General features: G+C 63.7%; 18 protein-coding genes and 1 tRNA gene. 11 read left to right on the forward strand and 8 right to left on the reverse strand.

From position 1 onward, the window contains the following. Positions 1–46: 46 nt before the first annotated feature. Entirely contained in the window at positions 47–370 is a 324-nt protein-coding gene (locus A8G00_RS17485; RefSeq protein ID WP_103001279.1) for a hypothetical protein, read from the reverse strand. Between the two features lies 1 nt (position 371). Next, complete coding sequence (locus tag A8G00_RS25270) at positions 372–545, reverse strand: hypothetical protein (protein ID WP_172451902.1); 174 nt, start codon at positions 543–545, stop codon at positions 372–374. A 933-nt stretch (positions 546–1,478) separates the two neighbouring features. Between A8G00_RS25270 and A8G00_RS24865 the strand changes: the two genes are divergently transcribed. The 8 genes from A8G00_RS24865 to A8G00_RS17515 all read left to right on the forward strand — a co-directional run bounded on the left by A8G00_RS24865 (position 1,479) and on the right by A8G00_RS17515 (position 7,285). Then, positions 1,479–2,030 (forward strand): hypothetical protein, encoded by a 552-nt coding sequence (locus tag A8G00_RS24865; protein ID WP_146032613.1) that lies wholly within the window; start codon positions 1,479–1,481, stop codon positions 2,028–2,030. A gap of 277 nt (positions 2,031–2,307) precedes the next feature. Beyond that, positions 2,308–2,383 (forward strand) — tRNA-Val (locus A8G00_RS17490). Between the two features lie 88 nt (positions 2,384–2,471). Next, complete coding sequence (locus tag A8G00_RS25275; RefSeq protein WP_167706718.1) at positions 2,472–2,645, forward strand: hypothetical protein; 174 nt, start codon at positions 2,472–2,474, stop codon at positions 2,643–2,645. 55 nt (positions 2,646–2,700) lie between these two features. Beyond that, positions 2,701–2,928, forward strand: coding sequence for a zinc-finger domain-containing protein (locus tag A8G00_RS17495; protein WP_025549953.1), 228 nt, complete (start codon positions 2,701–2,703; stop codon positions 2,926–2,928). 306 nt (positions 2,929–3,234) lie between these two features. Next, the gene (tldD, locus tag A8G00_RS17500; RefSeq protein ID WP_044661254.1) at positions 3,235–4,677 is read left to right on the forward strand and encodes a metalloprotease TldD; all 1,443 of its coding nucleotides are present in this window, start codon (positions 3,235–3,237) and stop codon (positions 4,675–4,677) included. A gap of 55 nt (positions 4,678–4,732) precedes the next feature. Further along, positions 4,733–5,308: a DUF924 family protein gene (locus A8G00_RS17505; protein ID WP_025549955.1), complete on the forward strand. Its 576-nt coding sequence runs from the start codon at positions 4,733–4,735 to the stop codon at positions 5,306–5,308. A 283-nt stretch (positions 5,309–5,591) separates the two neighbouring features. Next, complete coding sequence (locus tag A8G00_RS17510) at positions 5,592–5,930, forward strand: P-II family nitrogen regulator (protein ID WP_013847864.1); 339 nt, start codon at positions 5,592–5,594, stop codon at positions 5,928–5,930. 11 nt (positions 5,931–5,941) lie between these two features. Beyond that, the gene (locus tag A8G00_RS17515) at positions 5,942–7,285 is read left to right on the forward strand and encodes an ammonium transporter (RefSeq protein WP_025549956.1); all 1,344 of its coding nucleotides are present in this window, start codon (positions 5,942–5,944) and stop codon (positions 7,283–7,285) included. 101 nt (positions 7,286–7,386) lie between these two features. On the opposite strand, the gene A8G00_RS17520 is transcribed toward A8G00_RS17515, so the two are convergent. The 4 genes from A8G00_RS17520 to crtY all read right to left on the reverse strand — a co-directional run bounded on the left by A8G00_RS17520 (position 7,387) and on the right by crtY (position 11,946). After that, the gene (locus tag A8G00_RS17520) at positions 7,387–8,340 is read right to left on the reverse strand and encodes a phytoene/squalene synthase family protein (RefSeq protein ID WP_103001280.1); all 954 of its coding nucleotides are present in this window, start codon (positions 8,338–8,340) and stop codon (positions 7,387–7,389) included. A gap of 354 nt (positions 8,341–8,694) precedes the next feature. Further along, entirely contained in the window at positions 8,695–9,276 is a 582-nt protein-coding gene (locus A8G00_RS17525; RefSeq protein ID WP_103001281.1) for a TIGR00730 family Rossman fold protein, read from the reverse strand. 14 nt (positions 9,277–9,290) lie between these two features. Next, a complete protein-coding gene (locus A8G00_RS17530) occupies positions 9,291–10,772 on the reverse strand; it encodes a phytoene desaturase (RefSeq protein WP_061940066.1) in 1,482 nt (493 codons plus the stop codon). A 13-nt stretch (positions 10,773–10,785) separates the two neighbouring features. Beyond that, positions 10,786–11,946 carry a lycopene beta-cyclase CrtY gene (crtY, locus tag A8G00_RS17535; protein ID WP_061940068.1) on the reverse strand — a complete coding sequence of 387 codons (1,161 nt, stop codon included), beginning with the start codon at positions 11,944–11,946 and terminating at the stop codon, positions 10,786–10,788. A 75-nt stretch (positions 11,947–12,021) separates the two neighbouring features. Between crtY and A8G00_RS17540 the strand changes: the two genes are divergently transcribed. The 3 genes from A8G00_RS17540 (at position 12,022) to A8G00_RS17550 (ending at position 13,737) form a co-directional block, all read left to right on the forward strand. Further along, complete coding sequence (locus A8G00_RS17540) at positions 12,022–12,294, forward strand: metal/formaldehyde-sensitive transcriptional repressor (RefSeq protein ID WP_025552137.1); 273 nt, start codon at positions 12,022–12,024, stop codon at positions 12,292–12,294. Continuing rightward, the gene (gene dmeF, locus A8G00_RS17545) at positions 12,291–13,310 is read left to right on the forward strand and encodes a CDF family Co(II)/Ni(II) efflux transporter DmeF (RefSeq protein ID WP_103001282.1); all 1,020 of its coding nucleotides are present in this window, start codon (positions 12,291–12,293) and stop codon (positions 13,308–13,310) included. The genes A8G00_RS17540 and dmeF overlap by 4 nt, the downstream gene beginning before the upstream one ends. Before the next feature lie 172 nt (positions 13,311–13,482). Continuing rightward, positions 13,483–13,737, forward strand: a complete 255-nt coding sequence (locus tag A8G00_RS17550; RefSeq protein WP_048577896.1) for a hypothetical protein — start codon at positions 13,483–13,485, stop codon at positions 13,735–13,737. A 359-nt stretch (positions 13,738–14,096) separates the two neighbouring features. Here A8G00_RS17550 and A8G00_RS17555 read toward each other — a convergent pair whose 3' ends face one another. After that, complete coding sequence (locus tag A8G00_RS17555; protein WP_103001283.1) at positions 14,097–15,281, reverse strand: NAD(P)/FAD-dependent oxidoreductase; 1,185 nt, start codon at positions 15,279–15,281, stop codon at positions 14,097–14,099. Further along, positions 15,281–15,709: a TIGR01244 family sulfur transferase gene (locus A8G00_RS17560; RefSeq protein ID WP_025551865.1), complete on the reverse strand. Its 429-nt coding sequence runs from the start codon at positions 15,707–15,709 to the stop codon at positions 15,281–15,283. The genes A8G00_RS17555 and A8G00_RS17560 overlap by 1 nt, the downstream gene beginning before the upstream one ends. Positions 15,710–15,777 lie beyond the last annotated feature (68 nt).

The raw sequence follows: 15,777 nt of genomic DNA on the forward strand, positions 1-15,777 counted from the left end.
AATCCTGCTTTTCGCTGAGGCGGTCCGGTTCCGGGCCGCCTTTTTGCTATCCGCGAAAGCGATTGACCGCGCGCTTCCATTCCCGTTCGTCGGGCAGGGGCAGGCAGATCCGTGGCGGATCATCGCAGGTTTCTATCCATGACGGGCGCACCTTGCGCCCCGCGCGCTGCGAACAGGACCGGCAATAGAAGCGACGGCGCGCATCGCGGAAGTCATCCGTCCAGCCCTTGCGCTGGAATTTCCACCATAGGCCGTGGCCGTCGAACAGGCCGACGTTCCCGCACCGGCATTGGACCTTGACCGTGCGATGCCATGCCGCCGCCTCGAATATGCAGGTGGCGACCTTCAACCCATTGGCGTAGCGCGCCACATCATTCCGCCGCGACTTCCATGCGGCACATCTGGGCGCAGGCGAGCGCGCCGATCATGTAGGGACCGTCGTCCCGCTGGCCGTCGCGGATCTCGCCCAAGAACTTCCGGTTGTCGAGGCCGCGCGCCTCCAGCGCCTTCGCGACCGCGTCGCGAATGTCGTCAATGCGTTGCATGTCGTGTCTCCTGATTTGGAACATATGAAGAACATCGTTCGAGTCGGTCAACAGGATTTCGGCGAGTGGTGGACGCGGCCTGATCGGGATCGCGCAACATTCTTACGCGCGATGCCACGGTGTTCGGGGGCACCGCCGGGGGTGGCGAGGCAGCGAGGCCGCCGCGCGCCCGCACGCCGGGGTCTCCCGCCGGGGCCGCCCCCTACCACCCCTCAAAACGCGCTTTTCCCCCCGCCTCGCCCGCGCGCTTTTCATGTCCCTTTTGATGCACATAGAGACCGTCAGGAACGCGGCTCAGATCCTTGGCCTTTTGCCAGTCATGCGGCGATCTGCGCTGATGCGTTTTGATGCACCTAGAGGAAGATCAGCGCCCCCAGAGCCACGCCTATTATAAACCCGGCCGCAATGAGGAGCGGCAGGCTTATAGGTTTCCGCTTCGGCGGGTTGAAATGAAGGATCGGACCTTAGCACTCATCCAAGGACTTCAGCCGCTTTTCACGACGAAATGGTTGAATGTCAGTCATGATGCCCCCTGACACTCATTTACCCTTTAAGGTCATGCTGACGCAATCCGCCTTCCCTGTTGTGAGCGGGAGGGGTCGGGAAAAAGGTAATCTCGCCAACATGATCCGATCATCCGCTAAAAAGTGGCGGACTTCTGCGGTTTTAGGGGTTGGCCTTTCCCTATAATCTTCTGCAACCTCTGAGGCGGTAAAACTATAATCCCTTTGAAAAGAAAGGCTTTTTTCTGGCCGTCAAATCACTCTCAAAAGGTATAATCTGGTTATAGAAAGATTATAGGTAATGTTATCTGTAAGTGATTGAATTTACAGGGAGGTTATAGAGATTACCTTTTTCCCGACCCCTCCCGCCTTACTAAATGGCTTACCCCCTACAGGGGGGAGAAGGGCAGATCATCGTCGCAATGCTCGATTGAAAATCGAAGCAGGAGCCTCAATCGGACGTGCCACGAAAGGGCTGGCATGGGTGGTTAGCGGACGGGCGGGTTTAAACTATCGTGTAAGCTATACCTGCCATTATCGGCCGATCATTCGAAAGGTGCCCATAGAAATGAATGGCCTAGAAAAATTTGGCATCCGGTCATCTGATGATATTGCCCTCAATGAGTCCGCCGATGATTTAGAGCGTGACATACGTGCGGTGCCGGGGCTTGCAGGCTTATTGGAAGATGACTGTATGTCGTTTCATCTCGGTCATGCCATGATAAATAGCGTAGTGCGCAACTTAAACTCTCCAAAATTTCTGGATTTGTCTAGTGATGCCATTGGTCAAATGCTGGCAAATCTCCGGGGTAGATCTGAGAACTGTTTATTTTTTATGTTCATACGCGGTTGCAATAAAGATACTATTTCTATGGAGCCAAATTCTTTTCTTCAAAAGGCAGGCTGGTCAATTCTCCGTGGCGACGACGAGCTTATTTTCTATGAGGCGTGGTTAGAAGCTGGCAAAAAATGGACAGCTTGAGTGACCGTTTCTCCGGCAATTAAATGTGGCTCGGAATGGCAAAAAATGGTCGCCTGCGGCCCGGCGGCTATCATTTGGGGCGTTGGCAAAGGACAACGCATAGACGCTTCCATTCGCTCAACCTTAGTGACCTAAGGGCAAGGCCGTCCCCTGAGCGACTTCGGGAATAGTTCGGGACTCTCAGGTCCGTTCCGTTCTGGCTGTTGCTGTTACGTTCCGCAAATGTGCGCTTGACCGGTGGGCAAAATCGCCTAGAAGCGCCGGGAAATCCCCACGGGGGCGATTAGCTCAGTTGGTAGAGCGTCTCGTTTACACCGAGAATGTCGGCGGTTCGAGCCCGTCATCGCCCACCATGCCCCCTTCTTCGAGAAAGCTGTTCCCGCGGCCGGGGGAATGGCGTAAGGTTCCGGCAACGGAACGCTTTTGTGAGGCACTTGCATCATGTCTCTCACGCTTCTTCTCGCTGGAACAGTGGCCCCCTTCCTGCTGATGTTTTCGCCGATTTCGCTGGCGGCCGCCCGCGATTGCCTGGATTGGGAAGCGCCGGCCAAGGCGGTGGACCTGGGCGTGGAGAAGCCCTGCCCGAAAAAGAAGCCGCCATTGCTGCTGATGTAAGCCCCGTCTCCACGGATATTGCGGCGCAGCGCCAGCGCTGCTAATCGGTGCGGCCATGATCCAGCCGCCTGAAATCATCCGAGTCACCAAGTCCCGCGTCTCCTGCGACGGTTCGGGCGACATTCCCGCCGCGCTCGGCCATCCGCGCGTCTTCCTTGAGATCGATGAGCATGGCTATATCGACTGCGGCTATTGCGACCGCCGCTTCGTGCTGGCCGGCAGCGTTGCGGATACGCCGGAAATCGCCGGGCTGCCGGATATTCCTTCGGGCGCCAGCCTTTAAGTACGGCAATCCCATTCAAATCGTCATTCCCGCGAAGGCGGGAATCCATCTCCTGCACGTTCCGCCTGACGCGAGTGGGGGAGATGAATCCCCGCCTTTGCGGGGATGACGGAAATGCCTTTTTAGTTGGGCTTAGAGCCAATCGACATTCAGAAGATGACGAGCCGAAAATGGTGGATTTCCGTGACCCGGAGCGCAGCCTACTCAAAGTAGGTGAGCACCGGAAGCAAGGAAAAGCGTCATTTGCAGGCCGTCAGGGCTGAATGTCGATTGGCTCTAGCCTCTGCCGCTCCTATATCGGACGGCATGACCGATGCTGCTCCCCAGTTCACCGACGCCCGCGGCCTGCTCTACCGGCCCGGCCTCCTCGATCCCGACGGCGCGCGCCGCCTGACCGCCGAGGCGCTGAAAGGCTGCGACGATGGCGAACTCTACCTGCAATATCGGGCGAGCGAGAGCTTCGGATTCGATGACGGGCGGCTGAAGACCGCCGATTATTCGACCGATGCGGGCTTTGGCCTGCGCGGCGTGTCGGGCGAGATGACCGGTTTCGCCCATGCCAATGACATCAGCGAAGCCGCGATCCGCCGGGCGGCCGAGACGCTGACGCTGCTCGATCCGGCCAAGGGGCAGCCCGCGCCGCCGCCGCAGCACACCAACCGCCATCTCTATACCGACGTCAATCCGCTGGAGATCGTGCCCTTTGCCGAGAAGGTGACGCTCTGCGCCGCCATCGACGCCGCCGCCCGTGCGCGCGATCCGCGCGTCGCGCAGGTGTCGGTGAGCCTGGCGGGAAGCTGGTCGGTGGTCGAGATCGTGCGCGCCGACGGCTTTACCGCGACCGACATCCGCCCGCTGGTGCGGCTCAACGTCTCCGTCATCCTGGAGGAGAATGGCCGCCGGGAGACGGGCGTGTTCGGCATTGGCGGGCGCTATCTCTACGATGAGGTGATGGAACCCGCCATCTGGAACCGCGCCATTGACGAGGCGCTGGCGCAGGCGCGGGTCAACCTGCGTTCCGTGGCCGCGCCCGCGGGCGAGATGACCGTGCTGCTGGGACCGGGCTGGCCGGGCGTGCTGGTGCATGAAGCCATCGGGCACGGCCTGGAGGGCGACTTCAACCGCAAGGGCACCAGCGCCTTTTCCGGCCGCGTGGGCCAGCGGGTCGCCGCGCCGGGAGTCACGGTGGTCGACGACGGATCGATCATGAGCCGGCGCGGCTCGCTCTCCATCGATGACGAGGGCACGCCGACGAAGGAAAATGTGCTGATCGAGGACGGCATCCTCAAGGGCTATATGCAGGATCGGCTGAACGCCCGGCTGATGGGCGTCGAACCCACCGGCAACGGCCGCCGCGAAAGCTATGCCCATGCGCCGATGCCGCGCATGACCAACACCTTCATCAAGGGCGGACAGGACGATCCGGAAGAACTGCTGAGCCGGATGAAGTCGGGCATTTTCGCGAAAAGCTTCGGCGGCGGGCAGGTCGACATCGTGTCGGGCAAGTTCGTCTTCTCCTGCACCGAGGCCTATAAGGTCGAGAATGGCAGGCTGGGCGAGCCGATCAAGGGCGCGACGCTGATCGGGGACGGGCCGACGGCGCTGACCAAGGTGATCGGCATCGGCCATGACTGGGCGCTGGACGAAGGCATCGGCATGTGCGGCAAGGCCGGGCAGAGCGTGCCGGCGGGCGTGGGCCAGCCGACCCTGCTAATGGAGGGCCTTACCGTGGGCGGCACGGCGACCTGAGGCACCAACGCCACGGGCGGAGGAACCAGCGTGAGACTGCGTCTTTATCTCTTTCATGAACATGCTGACCGACAGCCATGATGCGGTGACCGCCGATTGGGCGGCTGCCCTGCTGGATTTCTGGTTCAACCGGATCGGGGAACAGGGGTGGTGGAGCCATGATCCGGCGCTGGACCGGGCCTGTCAGGCGCGCTTCCGCGCATTATGGGAGGAAAAGCGCCATTTGCCCGCCGAAGAGTTTCTGGAGCGGGCCGATGACGCGCTGGCGGCGGTGTTGCTGTTCGACCAGTTGCCGCGCAACATGTTCAGGGGATCGGCGGCGGCGTTTTCGACCGATCCTCTTGCCAGGGAAGTGGCGCGCGGTGCGGTTGCCCATGGCTATGACATCCAGATCGGCGGGGCGGGGCGTCTGTTCTTCTACATGCCCTTCCAGCACAGCGAAGCGCTGGACGACCAGAAACTGTCGCTGAGCCTGTTCGAGGGAGCGGGCGACGAGAAGTCGCTGGCCTTTGCGCGGGAGCATTATGAGATGATTGAACGCTTCGGTCGCTTTCCGCATCGTAATGCGACGCTGGGTCGCGCGAACAGACCGGGCGAGGAAGAAGCGGCGAAGGAAGGGGGGAGTTGGTGAAGGCTTGGTAAGGCTTTACCCCCACTCCTCCGTCATGCTGGACTGTTTCAGCATGACGTTGGGGATGACTTCGTTACGACTGGGCTGATGGCTTCATCCCAATTGGGGAGGGCCTGATCATAGGCAACGGCCGTGCCTAATTTTTAAGCATCGTCCTGACGCTGCCCATTTTTTCAGCGCCCTGTTTTGACGCACCGCATCAAAAGCCCGCATTAACCCGCCTTTTACGAATTGGCACGCCTCTTGCTGAGTAGTTTGTCGCACACCAGTAACAGGGGGCGACATGAAACTTGTCATGGCTATCATCAAGCCGTTCAAGCTTGACGATGTCCGCGAGGCACTTTCCTCGCTCGGCATCGCCGGCATGACGGTGAGCGAAGTGAAGGGCTTCGGCCGCCAGAAGGGGCAGACCGAAATCTATCGCGGCGCCGAATATTCGACCAACATGGTTCCGAAGATCAAGATCGAGGTGGTCTGCGACGACGACCTCGCGCCGCGCGTCGTGGAAGCCACCCAGGCCGCCGCCAATTCCGGCGCCATCGGCGATGGCAAGATCTTCGTTCTCGATGTCGAGCAGGCAGTGCGCATCCGCACCGGCGAAACCGGCGAAACCGCTCTGTAAGGGGGGAATTAATGACCTTTTCCAAGAAGCTTAGCGGCGTCGCGGGGGCCATGGGCCTGTCGCTGTTCGCCGCGATGCCCGCCTGGGCACAGGCCGCCGCGCCCGCGGCCACCGTCGACAAGGGCGATACGGCCTGGATGATGACCTCCACGGTCCTGGTGCTGGCGATGATCCTGCCCGGCCTGGCGCTGTTCTATGGCGGCCTGGTCCGCACCAAGAACATGCTGTCGGTCATGACGCAGATCGGCGCCGTGGCCTGCCTCGCCATGCTGATCTGGGTGATCTACGGCTATTCCATGGCGTTCGGCCCGGATTACACCAGCGGCCTCAGCAACTTCATCTCGACCTTCGACAAGGCCTTCCTGAAGGGCATCACGCCCGCATCGCAGGCGGCGACCTTCACCGCGGGCGTCGAAATCCCCGAATATGTGTTCGTCAGCTTCCAGATGACCTTTGCCGCGATCACCGTGGCGCTGGTGCTGGGTTCGGTGGTCGAGCGCATCAAATTCTCGGCCGTGATGGTGTTCGCCATCGTGTGGCTGACCATCGTCTACTTCCCGATCGCGCACATGGTCTGGGCGGCGAGCGGCCTGTTCTTCAAGGCTGGCGCGCTGGACTTCGCGGGCGGCACCGTGGTCCACATCAACGCCGGCGTCTCGGCGCTGGTCGCCTGCCTCATCCTGGGCAAGCGCGTGGGCTTCCCCAAGGAACCGATGCCGCCGCACAGCCTGACGCTGACCGGTGTCGGCACCGGCCTGCTGTGGGTCGGCTGGTTCGGCTTCAACGCCGGTTCGGCGCTGGAAGCCAATGGCTCGGCCGCTCTCGCGATGATCAACACCTTCGTCGCCACCGCCTCGGCCGGTCTGTTCTGGATGCTTGCCGAGCGCGTCAACGGCCACAAGGGTTCGGCCCTGGGCTTCTGTTCGGGCATCATCGCCGGTCTGGTCGCCGTCACCCCGGCCGCCGGCAATTCCGGCCCCTTCGGTGCGATCGTCCTGGGCGCCGTCGCTTCGATCGTCTGCTTCTATGCCGTCACCGTCCTCAAGCCGAAGCTCGGCTATGACGACTCGCTGGACGCCTTCGGCATCCACGGCATCGGCGGCATGATCGGCGCCATCGGCACCGCCATCGTCTACTCGCCCTCGCTGGGCGGTCCGGGCGCTGCGGACTATGACATGGGCGCCAAGCTGGTCGTCCAGATCGAAGCGGTCCTGACCACCATCGTCTGGGCGTCGATCGGCACCGCCATCGCCATCTTCATCGCCAAGGCGGTCACTGGCCTGCGCGTCAGCAAGGAGGTCGAACTGGAAGGCCTCGACCTCGGCGAACATGGCGAGCGCGCCTACAACCCGTAAGTTTGGCAGGGCGGGCCGGTAAGGACGGCCCGCCCGCCCCACCTTGTTCCTCCTGCGAACATGCCTTGGGACCGATGCGCAAGTATCGGTCCCTTTTTTTGTCAGGTCCGGGGGCGGGTCCAGAGCATGTCCGGCCGCGATGTTCCGGCGGGCCAGCGGCGGGCGCGGCCCGGCACCTGAAGGCCCGCGCGAAGGACCCAGCGGAGCTTGTCGCCTTTCGGCGTGGTGACGCGATGGTCCCAGGCATGGTCGCCCCGGCGCGCCACTTCTCGGGCGATGTCGCCATAGATGCCGGCGGCGGCGAGGACCGCCCACGCGGATCGCGGCGGCAGGGCGCCGGTGCCGTGGCGGGCGCTTTCCTCATAGGCGGCGGCCATGTTGGCTATGCGACGGGCAAGGATGGCGAGGCGCGGGCGGACCCACGGCTTCATATGCTCGCCCGGCGGGATGTCCATTTCGACCAGCCATTCCTCCGGCAGGTAGCAGCGGTCGGCGGCCTCATCCTCGCTGATGTCGCGGGCGATATTGGCAAGCTGGAAGGCAAGGCCCAGGTCGCAGGCGCGGTCGAGCGTGGCTTCGTCGCCGGGATCGACGCCCATCAGGACAGCCATCATGCAGCCGACCGTGCCCGCCACATGGTAGCAGTAGCGCAGCATGTCCGCCTCGCTGCGGGGGCGCCATTCGCGTGCGTCCAGGGCGAAGCCTTCGATCAGGTCATGAGCGTAGCGCTCCGGAATCGCGCATTCGCGCATGACGAGGCCGAAGCCGTCGAAGGCCGGATCGCCGGTGGGTTCGCCCTGAAGCGCCGCACCGGTCAGCACGCGGATGGTGGAGAGGCGCGCCTGCCCGTCCGCGACGCCGCGCATCGTGCCGCCATGGTCCTGCCCGTCCGCGATGTCGTCGCATTTGCGGCACCAGGCGTAGAGCAGCCATGCCCGTTCGCGGGTGGAACGGTCGAAGAGTCTGGAAGCGAGCGCGAAGGATTTTGAACCCCTGGCGATGCTGTCGCGAGCCTGGGCGATGAGGGAGGGGCGGTCAGGAAATTCGGAGGACATGTTCAGGACATGCCCTGCGCAGGCGCCAAAGTCACCCGACCTCCGTTCATTTCGAGCGAAGTTGAGAAACGGCTATGCGGCGTGGACAAATTCAAGACTCGCCGGATTGGGTGATTTGGGTGGATTGCGGACATTCCCCCTCCCGCAGGCGGGAGGGGGCTAGGGGGTGGGCTGGCGCGGCATCTGCGTGAATTTTCAACGGCTAAGCTGGAAGCTCGCTACGCTCGCGCCCACCCCTAACCCCTCCCGTTTACGGGAGGGGAATGTCTTGGATTGGCCATTTCCCGACATTCCGAATTTATCCGCAGCGTGGCTCAGCGCTTCCCGTTTCTCGGAACGGGTCTTGCTATGGGATCACAACCGATCCGCCTTCATCGCGAAGATGGTTTCATGCGGCTGATAGGCCGCCATCCTGTCGAGCAATGCCTCGATCGCGTTGGCATGGATCAGGATATTGGCGTGTTGCGCGCGGATGAAGCCCGCCTCCACCATATGCTGGTTGAAGGCGATGAGTTGGTCATAGAAGCCCGCGACATTGAGCAGGCCGACCGGCTTGCGGTGATAGCCGAGCTGCGCCCAACTGATCGCTTCCCACAATTCATCCATCGTGCCGACACCGCCCGGCAAGGTCACGAAGCCGTCGGACAGGTCGGTGAAAAGCTGCTTGCGCTGGTGCATGGTCTGGACGACATGCAGTTCCGTGCAACCGCGATGGGCGACTTCGGCCCCGACCAGCGCTTCGGGGATGACGCCGATCACCTCCCCACCCGCTTCCAGCACCGCATCGGCCACCGCGCCCATCAGTCCCAGCCGGCCACCGCCATAGACGACGCCGATGCCCCGTTCGGCTAGGATGCGTCCGACATGGCGGGCGGCTTCGACATAGGCGGGATCGGCCGGGGTGGCCGAGCCGCAATAGACAGCCAGTCTCTTCATAAATCCTTCATGTGTCAGGCCAGGTCTTCCAGCATCAACGCGGCCGTCGCCTTGGCGCTGCCGACCACGCCGGGAATGCCCGCCCCCGGATGCGTGCCCGCCCCTACCAGATAGAGGTTGGGAATGACGTCGTCGCGATTATGCGCGCGGAACCAGGCGCTCTGGGTCAACAGCGGCTCCAGGCTGAATGCGCTGCCCAGATGCGCCGACAGGTCGCGACGAAAGTCTGGCGGCGCATAATGGAACCGCGTCACGATGCGCGAACGGATGTCGGGAATCAGGCGATGCTGGATCTCGTCGAGGATACGTTCCGCATAGGCCGGCGCGAAACGGTCCCAATCGATAGGCAGCTTGCCCAGATGCGGCACCGGGGCAAGCGCGTAGAAGGTCGAATGGCCCTCCGGCGCCATGCTGGGGTCGGTGACGGTCGGATGGTGCAGATAGAGCGAAAAATCCTGCGGCAGCACGCCATAATCATAGATGTCGGTCAGCAGCCCTTCATAGCGCGGGCCGAACAGGATCATATGGTGCGGGATGCCCGGCCAGCTTCCCCGGATGCCGAAATGCAGCACGAACAGGCTGGGCGACCAGCGCTTGCGGGCAAGCTTCGCCGCCTGTTTCTCGCCCCTGGGATGATGGCCGATCAGGTCGCGATAGCTGTGCATCAGGTCGGCGTTGGAGGCGACGGCATCCGCCTCCCCCCGCCAGCCCGAAACGGTGCGCACGGCGACGGCGCGGTCGCCATAGGTTTCGATCTGCACCACCGGATCGGCGAGGCGCAGCGTGCCGCCCAGCCGCTCGAAATGCGTGGCCATCGCCTGGACGAGGCGGTTGGTGCCGCCCTTGGCGAACCAGACGCCGCCATCCTTCTCGAGCTTGTGGATCAGGGCGTAGATCGAGCTGGTCTGCATCGGATTGCCCCCGACCAGCAGCGTGTGGAAGGAGAGCGCCTGCCGCAGCTTCTCATCCTTCACATGGGAGGAAACCACAGAATAGACGGAGCGCCACGCCTGATGCTTCATCAGCGCGGGCGCGGCGCGGACCATGGAGGCGAAGTCGAGGAAGGCGACCGAGCCGAGCTTGCGATACCCCTCCTGATAAACGCCGTCGGCATAGTCGAGGAAGCTCTCATAGCCCGCGACATCCTCCGGATTGAGCCGGGCGATCTGGGCGCGGAGGGCGGTTTCGTCGTTGGAATAGTCGAAATTCGTGCCGTCGCGCCAGTTGAGCCGGTAGAAGGGGGAGACGGGGACGAGGCTGACATCCTCCGCCATGTCGTGGCCCGAAAGGCGCCACAACTCGCCCAGGCAATCGGGATCGGTGATGACGGTCGGCCCGGCGTCGAAGACGAAGCCGTCCTTTTCCCACATATAGGCGCGGCCCCCCGGACGGTCCCGCGCCTCCACCAGAGTGGTGTCGATTCCGGCGGATTGCAGGCGGATGGCCAGCGCAAGGCCGCCGAAGCCCGCGCCGATGACGATCGCTTTCCGGTTCATCGGGTCCGGTTCATCAGGCGGGAGGGCTCAACAGGGCGCGCATGGCGTCCCTTATGGGCACGGGGGGCCGCCCGCACAAGATGCGGATGCGATCCCCGAGCGTCGAGCGGCCCGCATAGAAGCGGCCGATAAGGGAGGGATCAAGCCGATAGAAACGTTCGAAGATGCGCCAGCGCTGGTCCGGTCTGGCCGCGCCGAACAGCATGCGGCCGAGCAACCGGTAATAAGCGCCCTGCCGCCAATGGTCCCGCGCCCAACCGCGCGTGGCCTGGGCGAGCAGTTGCCCCTCCACCGGCCATTCATTCGCCAGGCGCAGCGCGAAGCGCACCGCATCGGGCAGGGAATAGCCGGTCATGGGCTGGAATAGCGCCGCCCTTGCCCCCAGCCGCGCGACCGGATCGTCGTGCGGCCAGAAGCGGTCGAAATCGCCGCCGTGGACGACTGGCAGGACGCCGCTCTCGCTATGGACGACCTCCTCCACCTGCCAGTCCCGTGCCCGCGCATAGGCGGCGATCCGGGCGCCGAGCATGGGCACGTCGAGGTCCGGCGTGTCGCTATAATAGGTGTCCTCGACGAAGACGGTCCGTTCGTCCCAGGGCAGCAGATAGACGAAGCGATAGCCGTCCATCTGCTCGACCGTGGCGTCCATGATGACCGGGCGGGAAAGGCCGTGCGGAGCATGCAGGCGCAGGGTCTGGCCGACGAATTTCTGCCAGCCGCAGCGCAGGGCGGAAAGATCGCCGCCCCCTCGGGCGTCGAGCACGGCCTTGGCGCGGATGACGCGGCCGTCGGACAGGGTGACGCTGGTGGGCGTCAGCCCGGTGGCCTGCGCGCCGGTCAGCACGGCATCGCCAAGCCGCTCCCGGACATGGGCGTCGAGGCGCGCCGAGGTGATGCTGTTATAAGGCACGGCAAGTTGGCGGCAGTGGCCGGGGAAGCGGACCTCATAACCCTCCGGCCAGCGATGGGCGATCAGGGGCTCGACCAGCCAGCGGTCCCCGGCATCCACGTCGCTGTCGAAGAAGGACCAGATATGATTGCCGCCCAACCTGTCGCCGCTTTCCAGCAGCCTCAGGGAGACATGCGGGTGGCGCGCCGCGAGGGCGAGCGCGGTCAGACAGCCGGCAAGGCCGCCGCCCACTATCGCTACGTCGCAATCGGTCATGGTCGCCATCGCACCCTTGTTAGGGGCTGTGCGGGGAAATGCACGGATTGATTTTCAGACCGGCATAGTATAGGGGGGTACCCTATGCATATCGTGGCGGATCGGGACAAGCTGCTGGCGCGGGTGCGGCGCATCGCGGGGCAGATCGGCGCCGTAGAACGGCAATTGTCGGGCGACGCGGGTTGTTCGGAAACGCTGCAACTCGTCGCCTCCGTGCGGGGTGCGGTCGGCAGCCTGATGGAAGAATTGATCGAGCAGCATATGCGCGAACATGTCGCCCGGCCGGGCATCAGCGACGCAGCGCGAGAGGCTGCGGCGGAGGAAATGCTGGCGCTGATCCGGCGCTACGGGAAATGAGCATGCACGACGACCATGGCCATGGCGGCCACCATCATCCTGAGGACCATGATCATGTGCATGGCATTCCGGTGGCCAATGCGGATGATGGCGAGGAAAGCCATTATTTCGACCATATCTACCTGACGCGCGGACATGACGAGAATGCCCGCAAGACGATCTGGGTGGTGTGGCTGACGGCGGCGACCATGGTGGTCGAGATCGTCTTCGGCTGGCTGACCGGGTCGATGGCGCTGCTGGCCGACGGCTTCCACATGGCGACCCATGCCGGCGCGCTGGCGGTGGCGGCCGCCGCCTATGGCTATGCCCGGCGGCATGCGCGCAACCCGCGCTATACGTTCGGGACAGGCAAGGTGGGCGACCTGTCCGGCTTCGCATCCGCGCTGATCCTGGCCTTCACCGCCCTGTTCATCGCCGTCGAGTCCGTGATGCGCTTCTTCGAACCGGTGAAGGTGGCCTTTGGCGAAGCGACGCTGGTCGCGGTGATCGGCCTGGTCATCAACCTGATCAGCGCTCTGCTGCTGGGACACGACCATAGCCATGATCACGGGCATGATCATGATCACAGGCATGATCATGATCACAGGCATGGCCATGATCACAGGCATGGCCATGCCGACAATAATCTGCGCGCCGCCTATGTGCATGTGCTGACCGACGCGCTGACGTCGGTGCTGGCGATCATGGCGTTGCTGGCGGGGCGCTATATGGGCTGGTGGTGGCTGGACCCCGCCGTCGGCCTGCTGGGCGCGGTGGTGATCGCGCGCTGGGCCTGGGGGCTGATGAAGGATACCGCCGCGATCCTGCTCGACACGGCCGAACCGGCTCTGATGGCGCGGATCAAGGCGCTGGCCGAGGCGGAAGGGGCGGCCATCCGCGACCTGCATGTCTGGCGCATCGGGCCGCATGCCCATGCCGCGATCGTCAGCCTGGCCCCCGGCGCCGATGTCGCCGCCGTGCGCCGCCAGGTCCGCGCCCTGCCGCGCATGGAGCATGTGACAGTGGAGTGCGGATAACCGTCGCAGACTCCCTTACCGAAGAGATAATCCTTAAGAGTTAGAGCAGCGAAACCGCCGGGTTAAGGCGGCAATTCACCACGATGGCAGATCGGCATGGCTTGACTCGACTCGGGCGGCCATTCAATTTCCCTTACGGAAATCTATAAAATACCGTCGGAGAGGAGGCTTTATGCCGGTTGCAAAGCCGTTTGCGGGAAAGGTTTTTCACGCCCTCTTGATGGAATGTTTCGCTGAACAGCGAAGGCCCACCGCCGATGAAGTGGACTCGGTCGCCTCCAAAATCTGGCAGGACAGTCATGGATCGATGACCGGGCAGGATTGGCGGGATGTGGTCAGGGGAAGCGACGCCCACCGGCAGATGATCAATGCGGCTCTGATGGCATTCGGGTCGGCTCCGGCGGAAATGCATAGGGAGATATCCTGACGCTCGGTCGATGTTGAAGCCAAGGCGGGGATGCAGGCGCTGGCTCCATCCTGATGATGGAGGTTTTGAATGGCGACTGTTCCCTATCAGCCATCGCGAGGCGCGAAGTAGACGCACCAGCCCCAAGAAAATTCTCCGTAGCATCTTGAAACTGAAATAGCTCTTCCTATTTCCCTCTTGTCCCGGCCTTCTCCCCCCTCCCGCCGGGACATCCCTCTTTGTGGCCCCGGCGTTCCCTTGCGCCGGGGCTGCTTTTTTAAGAGCATCGTGCGCAAAAGTGGGAACCGGTTTTGCGCTTAAACGATGCGACAACAAAAGCTTAGAGCGCGCGGCCTGCGTCTGATGTAACGCAGCGCGCTCTAGAGATATTGGGCCGCTACCCAGCCGCTCGCCCAGGCCCATTGGAAATTATAGCCGCCCAGCCAGCCGGTGACGTCGACCGCTTCGCCAATGGCATAGAGACCGGGGAGGTGGCGCGCTTCCATCGTTTGCGAGGACAATCCCGCGGTCGAAATGCCGCCGATGGTGACCTCCGCCTTGGCGAAGCCTTCGGTGCCATTGGGCGTGAAGGGCCAGGCCGACAGGCGGCGTTCGGCGTCCTGCAGCTTGCGATCCGGGATGTTGCCCAGATCGCCGGAAAGCGCCAGCCGCTCCGCCAGGGCGTCGGCCAGACGGTCGGGCAGGTGGCCGCGCAGGCATTGCATCAGCGTGGCGCGCGGCCTGCCGCGCTTCGCCTCCGTCAGCCAGCCTTGCGGCTGGTCGGGCAGGAGGTCGAGAGCGATGGAGTCGCCATGCCGCCAATAGGATGAAATCTGCAGGATCGCCGGGCCGGACAGGCCCCGGTGGGTGAGCAGCGCGGCTTCGCGGAAGGCGGTCTTGCCATGGCGGGCGATGACCTCGGTCGAGACGCCGGAGAGCGAGCGGAAGAGCAGCTCTTCGCCGCCGAGGGTCAGGGGCACCAGCGCCGGTCGGGGTTCCACCACCTTGAGCCCGAACTGGCGGGCGAGGTCATAGGCAAGGGCGGTTGCGCCGATCTTGGGGATGGAGGGGCCGCCGGTGGCGATGACCAGTGCCGGGGCCGTGGCGGTCCTGTCGCCATGGGTGACGCAGTATCGGCCATCGGCATGGGTGACGGCGGCGATGGCGTGGTCGAGCCGGATGGTGACGCCGCCCGCCTCGCATTCGGCCAGCAGCATGGCGACGATCTGGCGCGCGCTCTGGTCGCAGAAGAGCTGGCCCAAAGTCTTTTCGTGCCAGGCGATGCCGTGGCGTTCGACAAGCCCGAGGAAATCCTGCGGCGTGTAGCGGCCCAGCGCAGATTTGGCGAAATGAGGGTTGGCGGACAGGTAGCGGTCGGGCGCGGTGTGGATATTGGTGAAGTTGCAGCGGCCGCCGCCGGAAATCAGGATTTTCTTCCCTGCCTGATCGGCATGGTCGATAACGAGGACGCGCCTGCCCCGCTGGCCCGCCACGGCCGCGCACATCAGGCCAGCGCCGCCAGCGCCCAGGACGATGGCGTCATAGGTTTCCGCTGGGGAAGCCATCAACCGGCGGCGAGCGCGTCCATGATCTGGCGGACGGGCGTGACGTCATAGCCGGCGGAGGCGGCCTGCTCGGTCAGCGCCGCCGGATGGTCGCCCGCGCGGGCACGGGTCAGCGCCCAGAGCAAGGTGCTGCGCGTGCCGGAACGGCAATAGGCGAGTATCTTGCCCTCGCCCGCCTGTTCCAGCGCGGCGGCCATGCCGTCGAGCTGCCAGGGCGCAAAGCCGCCATGGGCCACGGGGACGGCGGCATAGGCGATGCCGGCGGCCCTGGCGGCGGCTTCGATCTCCGCGCCGTTGGTCTGGCCCGGCTCCTCGTCGTCGGGGCGGTTGTTGATGATCACCGTCACGCCCAGCGCCTTGGCTTCCGCCACCTGATCGACGCTGATCTGCGGGGAGACGTAGAGGCTTTTGGTGAGCTGGCGGAACATGGGCGGGACTCCTTTTCGGGTCTCCTTGCGCTTGTGGGCGGCGGGATTCAAGAGGGTAGGCCACAGAG

Origin of the sequence: Sphingobium sp. SA916 (assembly GCF_002894065.1) — a bacterium.
Classification (GTDB): domain Bacteria; phylum Pseudomonadota; class Alphaproteobacteria; order Sphingomonadales; family Sphingomonadaceae; genus Sphingobium; species Sphingobium fuliginis.

Coding starts and splice junctions, on each gene's coding strand:
- A8G00_RS25270 (WP_172451902.1), bottom strand. CDS start 545: ATGCAACGCATTGACGACATTCGCGACGCGGTCGCGAAGGCGCTGGAG.
- A8G00_RS25275 (WP_167706718.1), top strand. CDS start 2,472: ATGTCTCTCACGCTTCTTCTCGCTGGAACAGTGGCCCCCTTCCTGCTG.
- A8G00_RS17495 (WP_025549953.1), top strand. CDS start 2,701: ATGATCCAGCCGCCTGAAATCATCCGAGTCACCAAGTCCCGCGTCTCC.
- tldD (WP_044661254.1), top strand. CDS start 3,235: ATGACCGATGCTGCTCCCCAGTTCACCGACGCCCGCGGCCTGCTCTAC.
- A8G00_RS17505 (WP_025549955.1), top strand. CDS start 4,733: ATGAACATGCTGACCGACAGCCATGATGCGGTGACCGCCGATTGGGCG.
- A8G00_RS17510 (WP_013847864.1), top strand. CDS start 5,592: ATGAAACTTGTCATGGCTATCATCAAGCCGTTCAAGCTTGACGATGTC.
- A8G00_RS17515 (WP_025549956.1), top strand. CDS start 5,942: ATGACCTTTTCCAAGAAGCTTAGCGGCGTCGCGGGGGCCATGGGCCTG.
- A8G00_RS17520 (WP_103001280.1), bottom strand. CDS start 8,340: ATGTCCTCCGAATTTCCTGACCGCCCCTCCCTCATCGCCCAGGCTCGC.
- A8G00_RS17525 (WP_103001281.1), bottom strand. CDS start 9,276: ATGAAGAGACTGGCTGTCTATTGCGGCTCGGCCACCCCGGCCGATCCC.
- A8G00_RS17530 (WP_061940066.1), bottom strand. CDS start 10,772: ATGAACCGGAAAGCGATCGTCATCGGCGCGGGCTTCGGCGGCCTTGCG.
- crtY (WP_061940068.1), bottom strand. CDS start 11,946: ATGGCGACCATGACCGATTGCGACGTAGCGATAGTGGGCGGCGGCCTT.
- A8G00_RS17540 (WP_025552137.1), top strand. CDS start 12,022: ATGCATATCGTGGCGGATCGGGACAAGCTGCTGGCGCGGGTGCGGCGC.
- dmeF (WP_103001282.1), top strand. CDS start 12,291: ATGAGCATGCACGACGACCATGGCCATGGCGGCCACCATCATCCTGAG.
- A8G00_RS17550 (WP_048577896.1), top strand. CDS start 13,483: ATGCCGGTTGCAAAGCCGTTTGCGGGAAAGGTTTTTCACGCCCTCTTG.
- A8G00_RS17555 (WP_103001283.1), bottom strand. CDS start 15,281: ATGGCTTCCCCAGCGGAAACCTATGACGCCATCGTCCTGGGCGCTGGC.
- A8G00_RS17560 (WP_025551865.1), bottom strand. CDS start 15,709: ATGTTCCGCCAGCTCACCAAAAGCCTCTACGTCTCCCCGCAGATCAGC.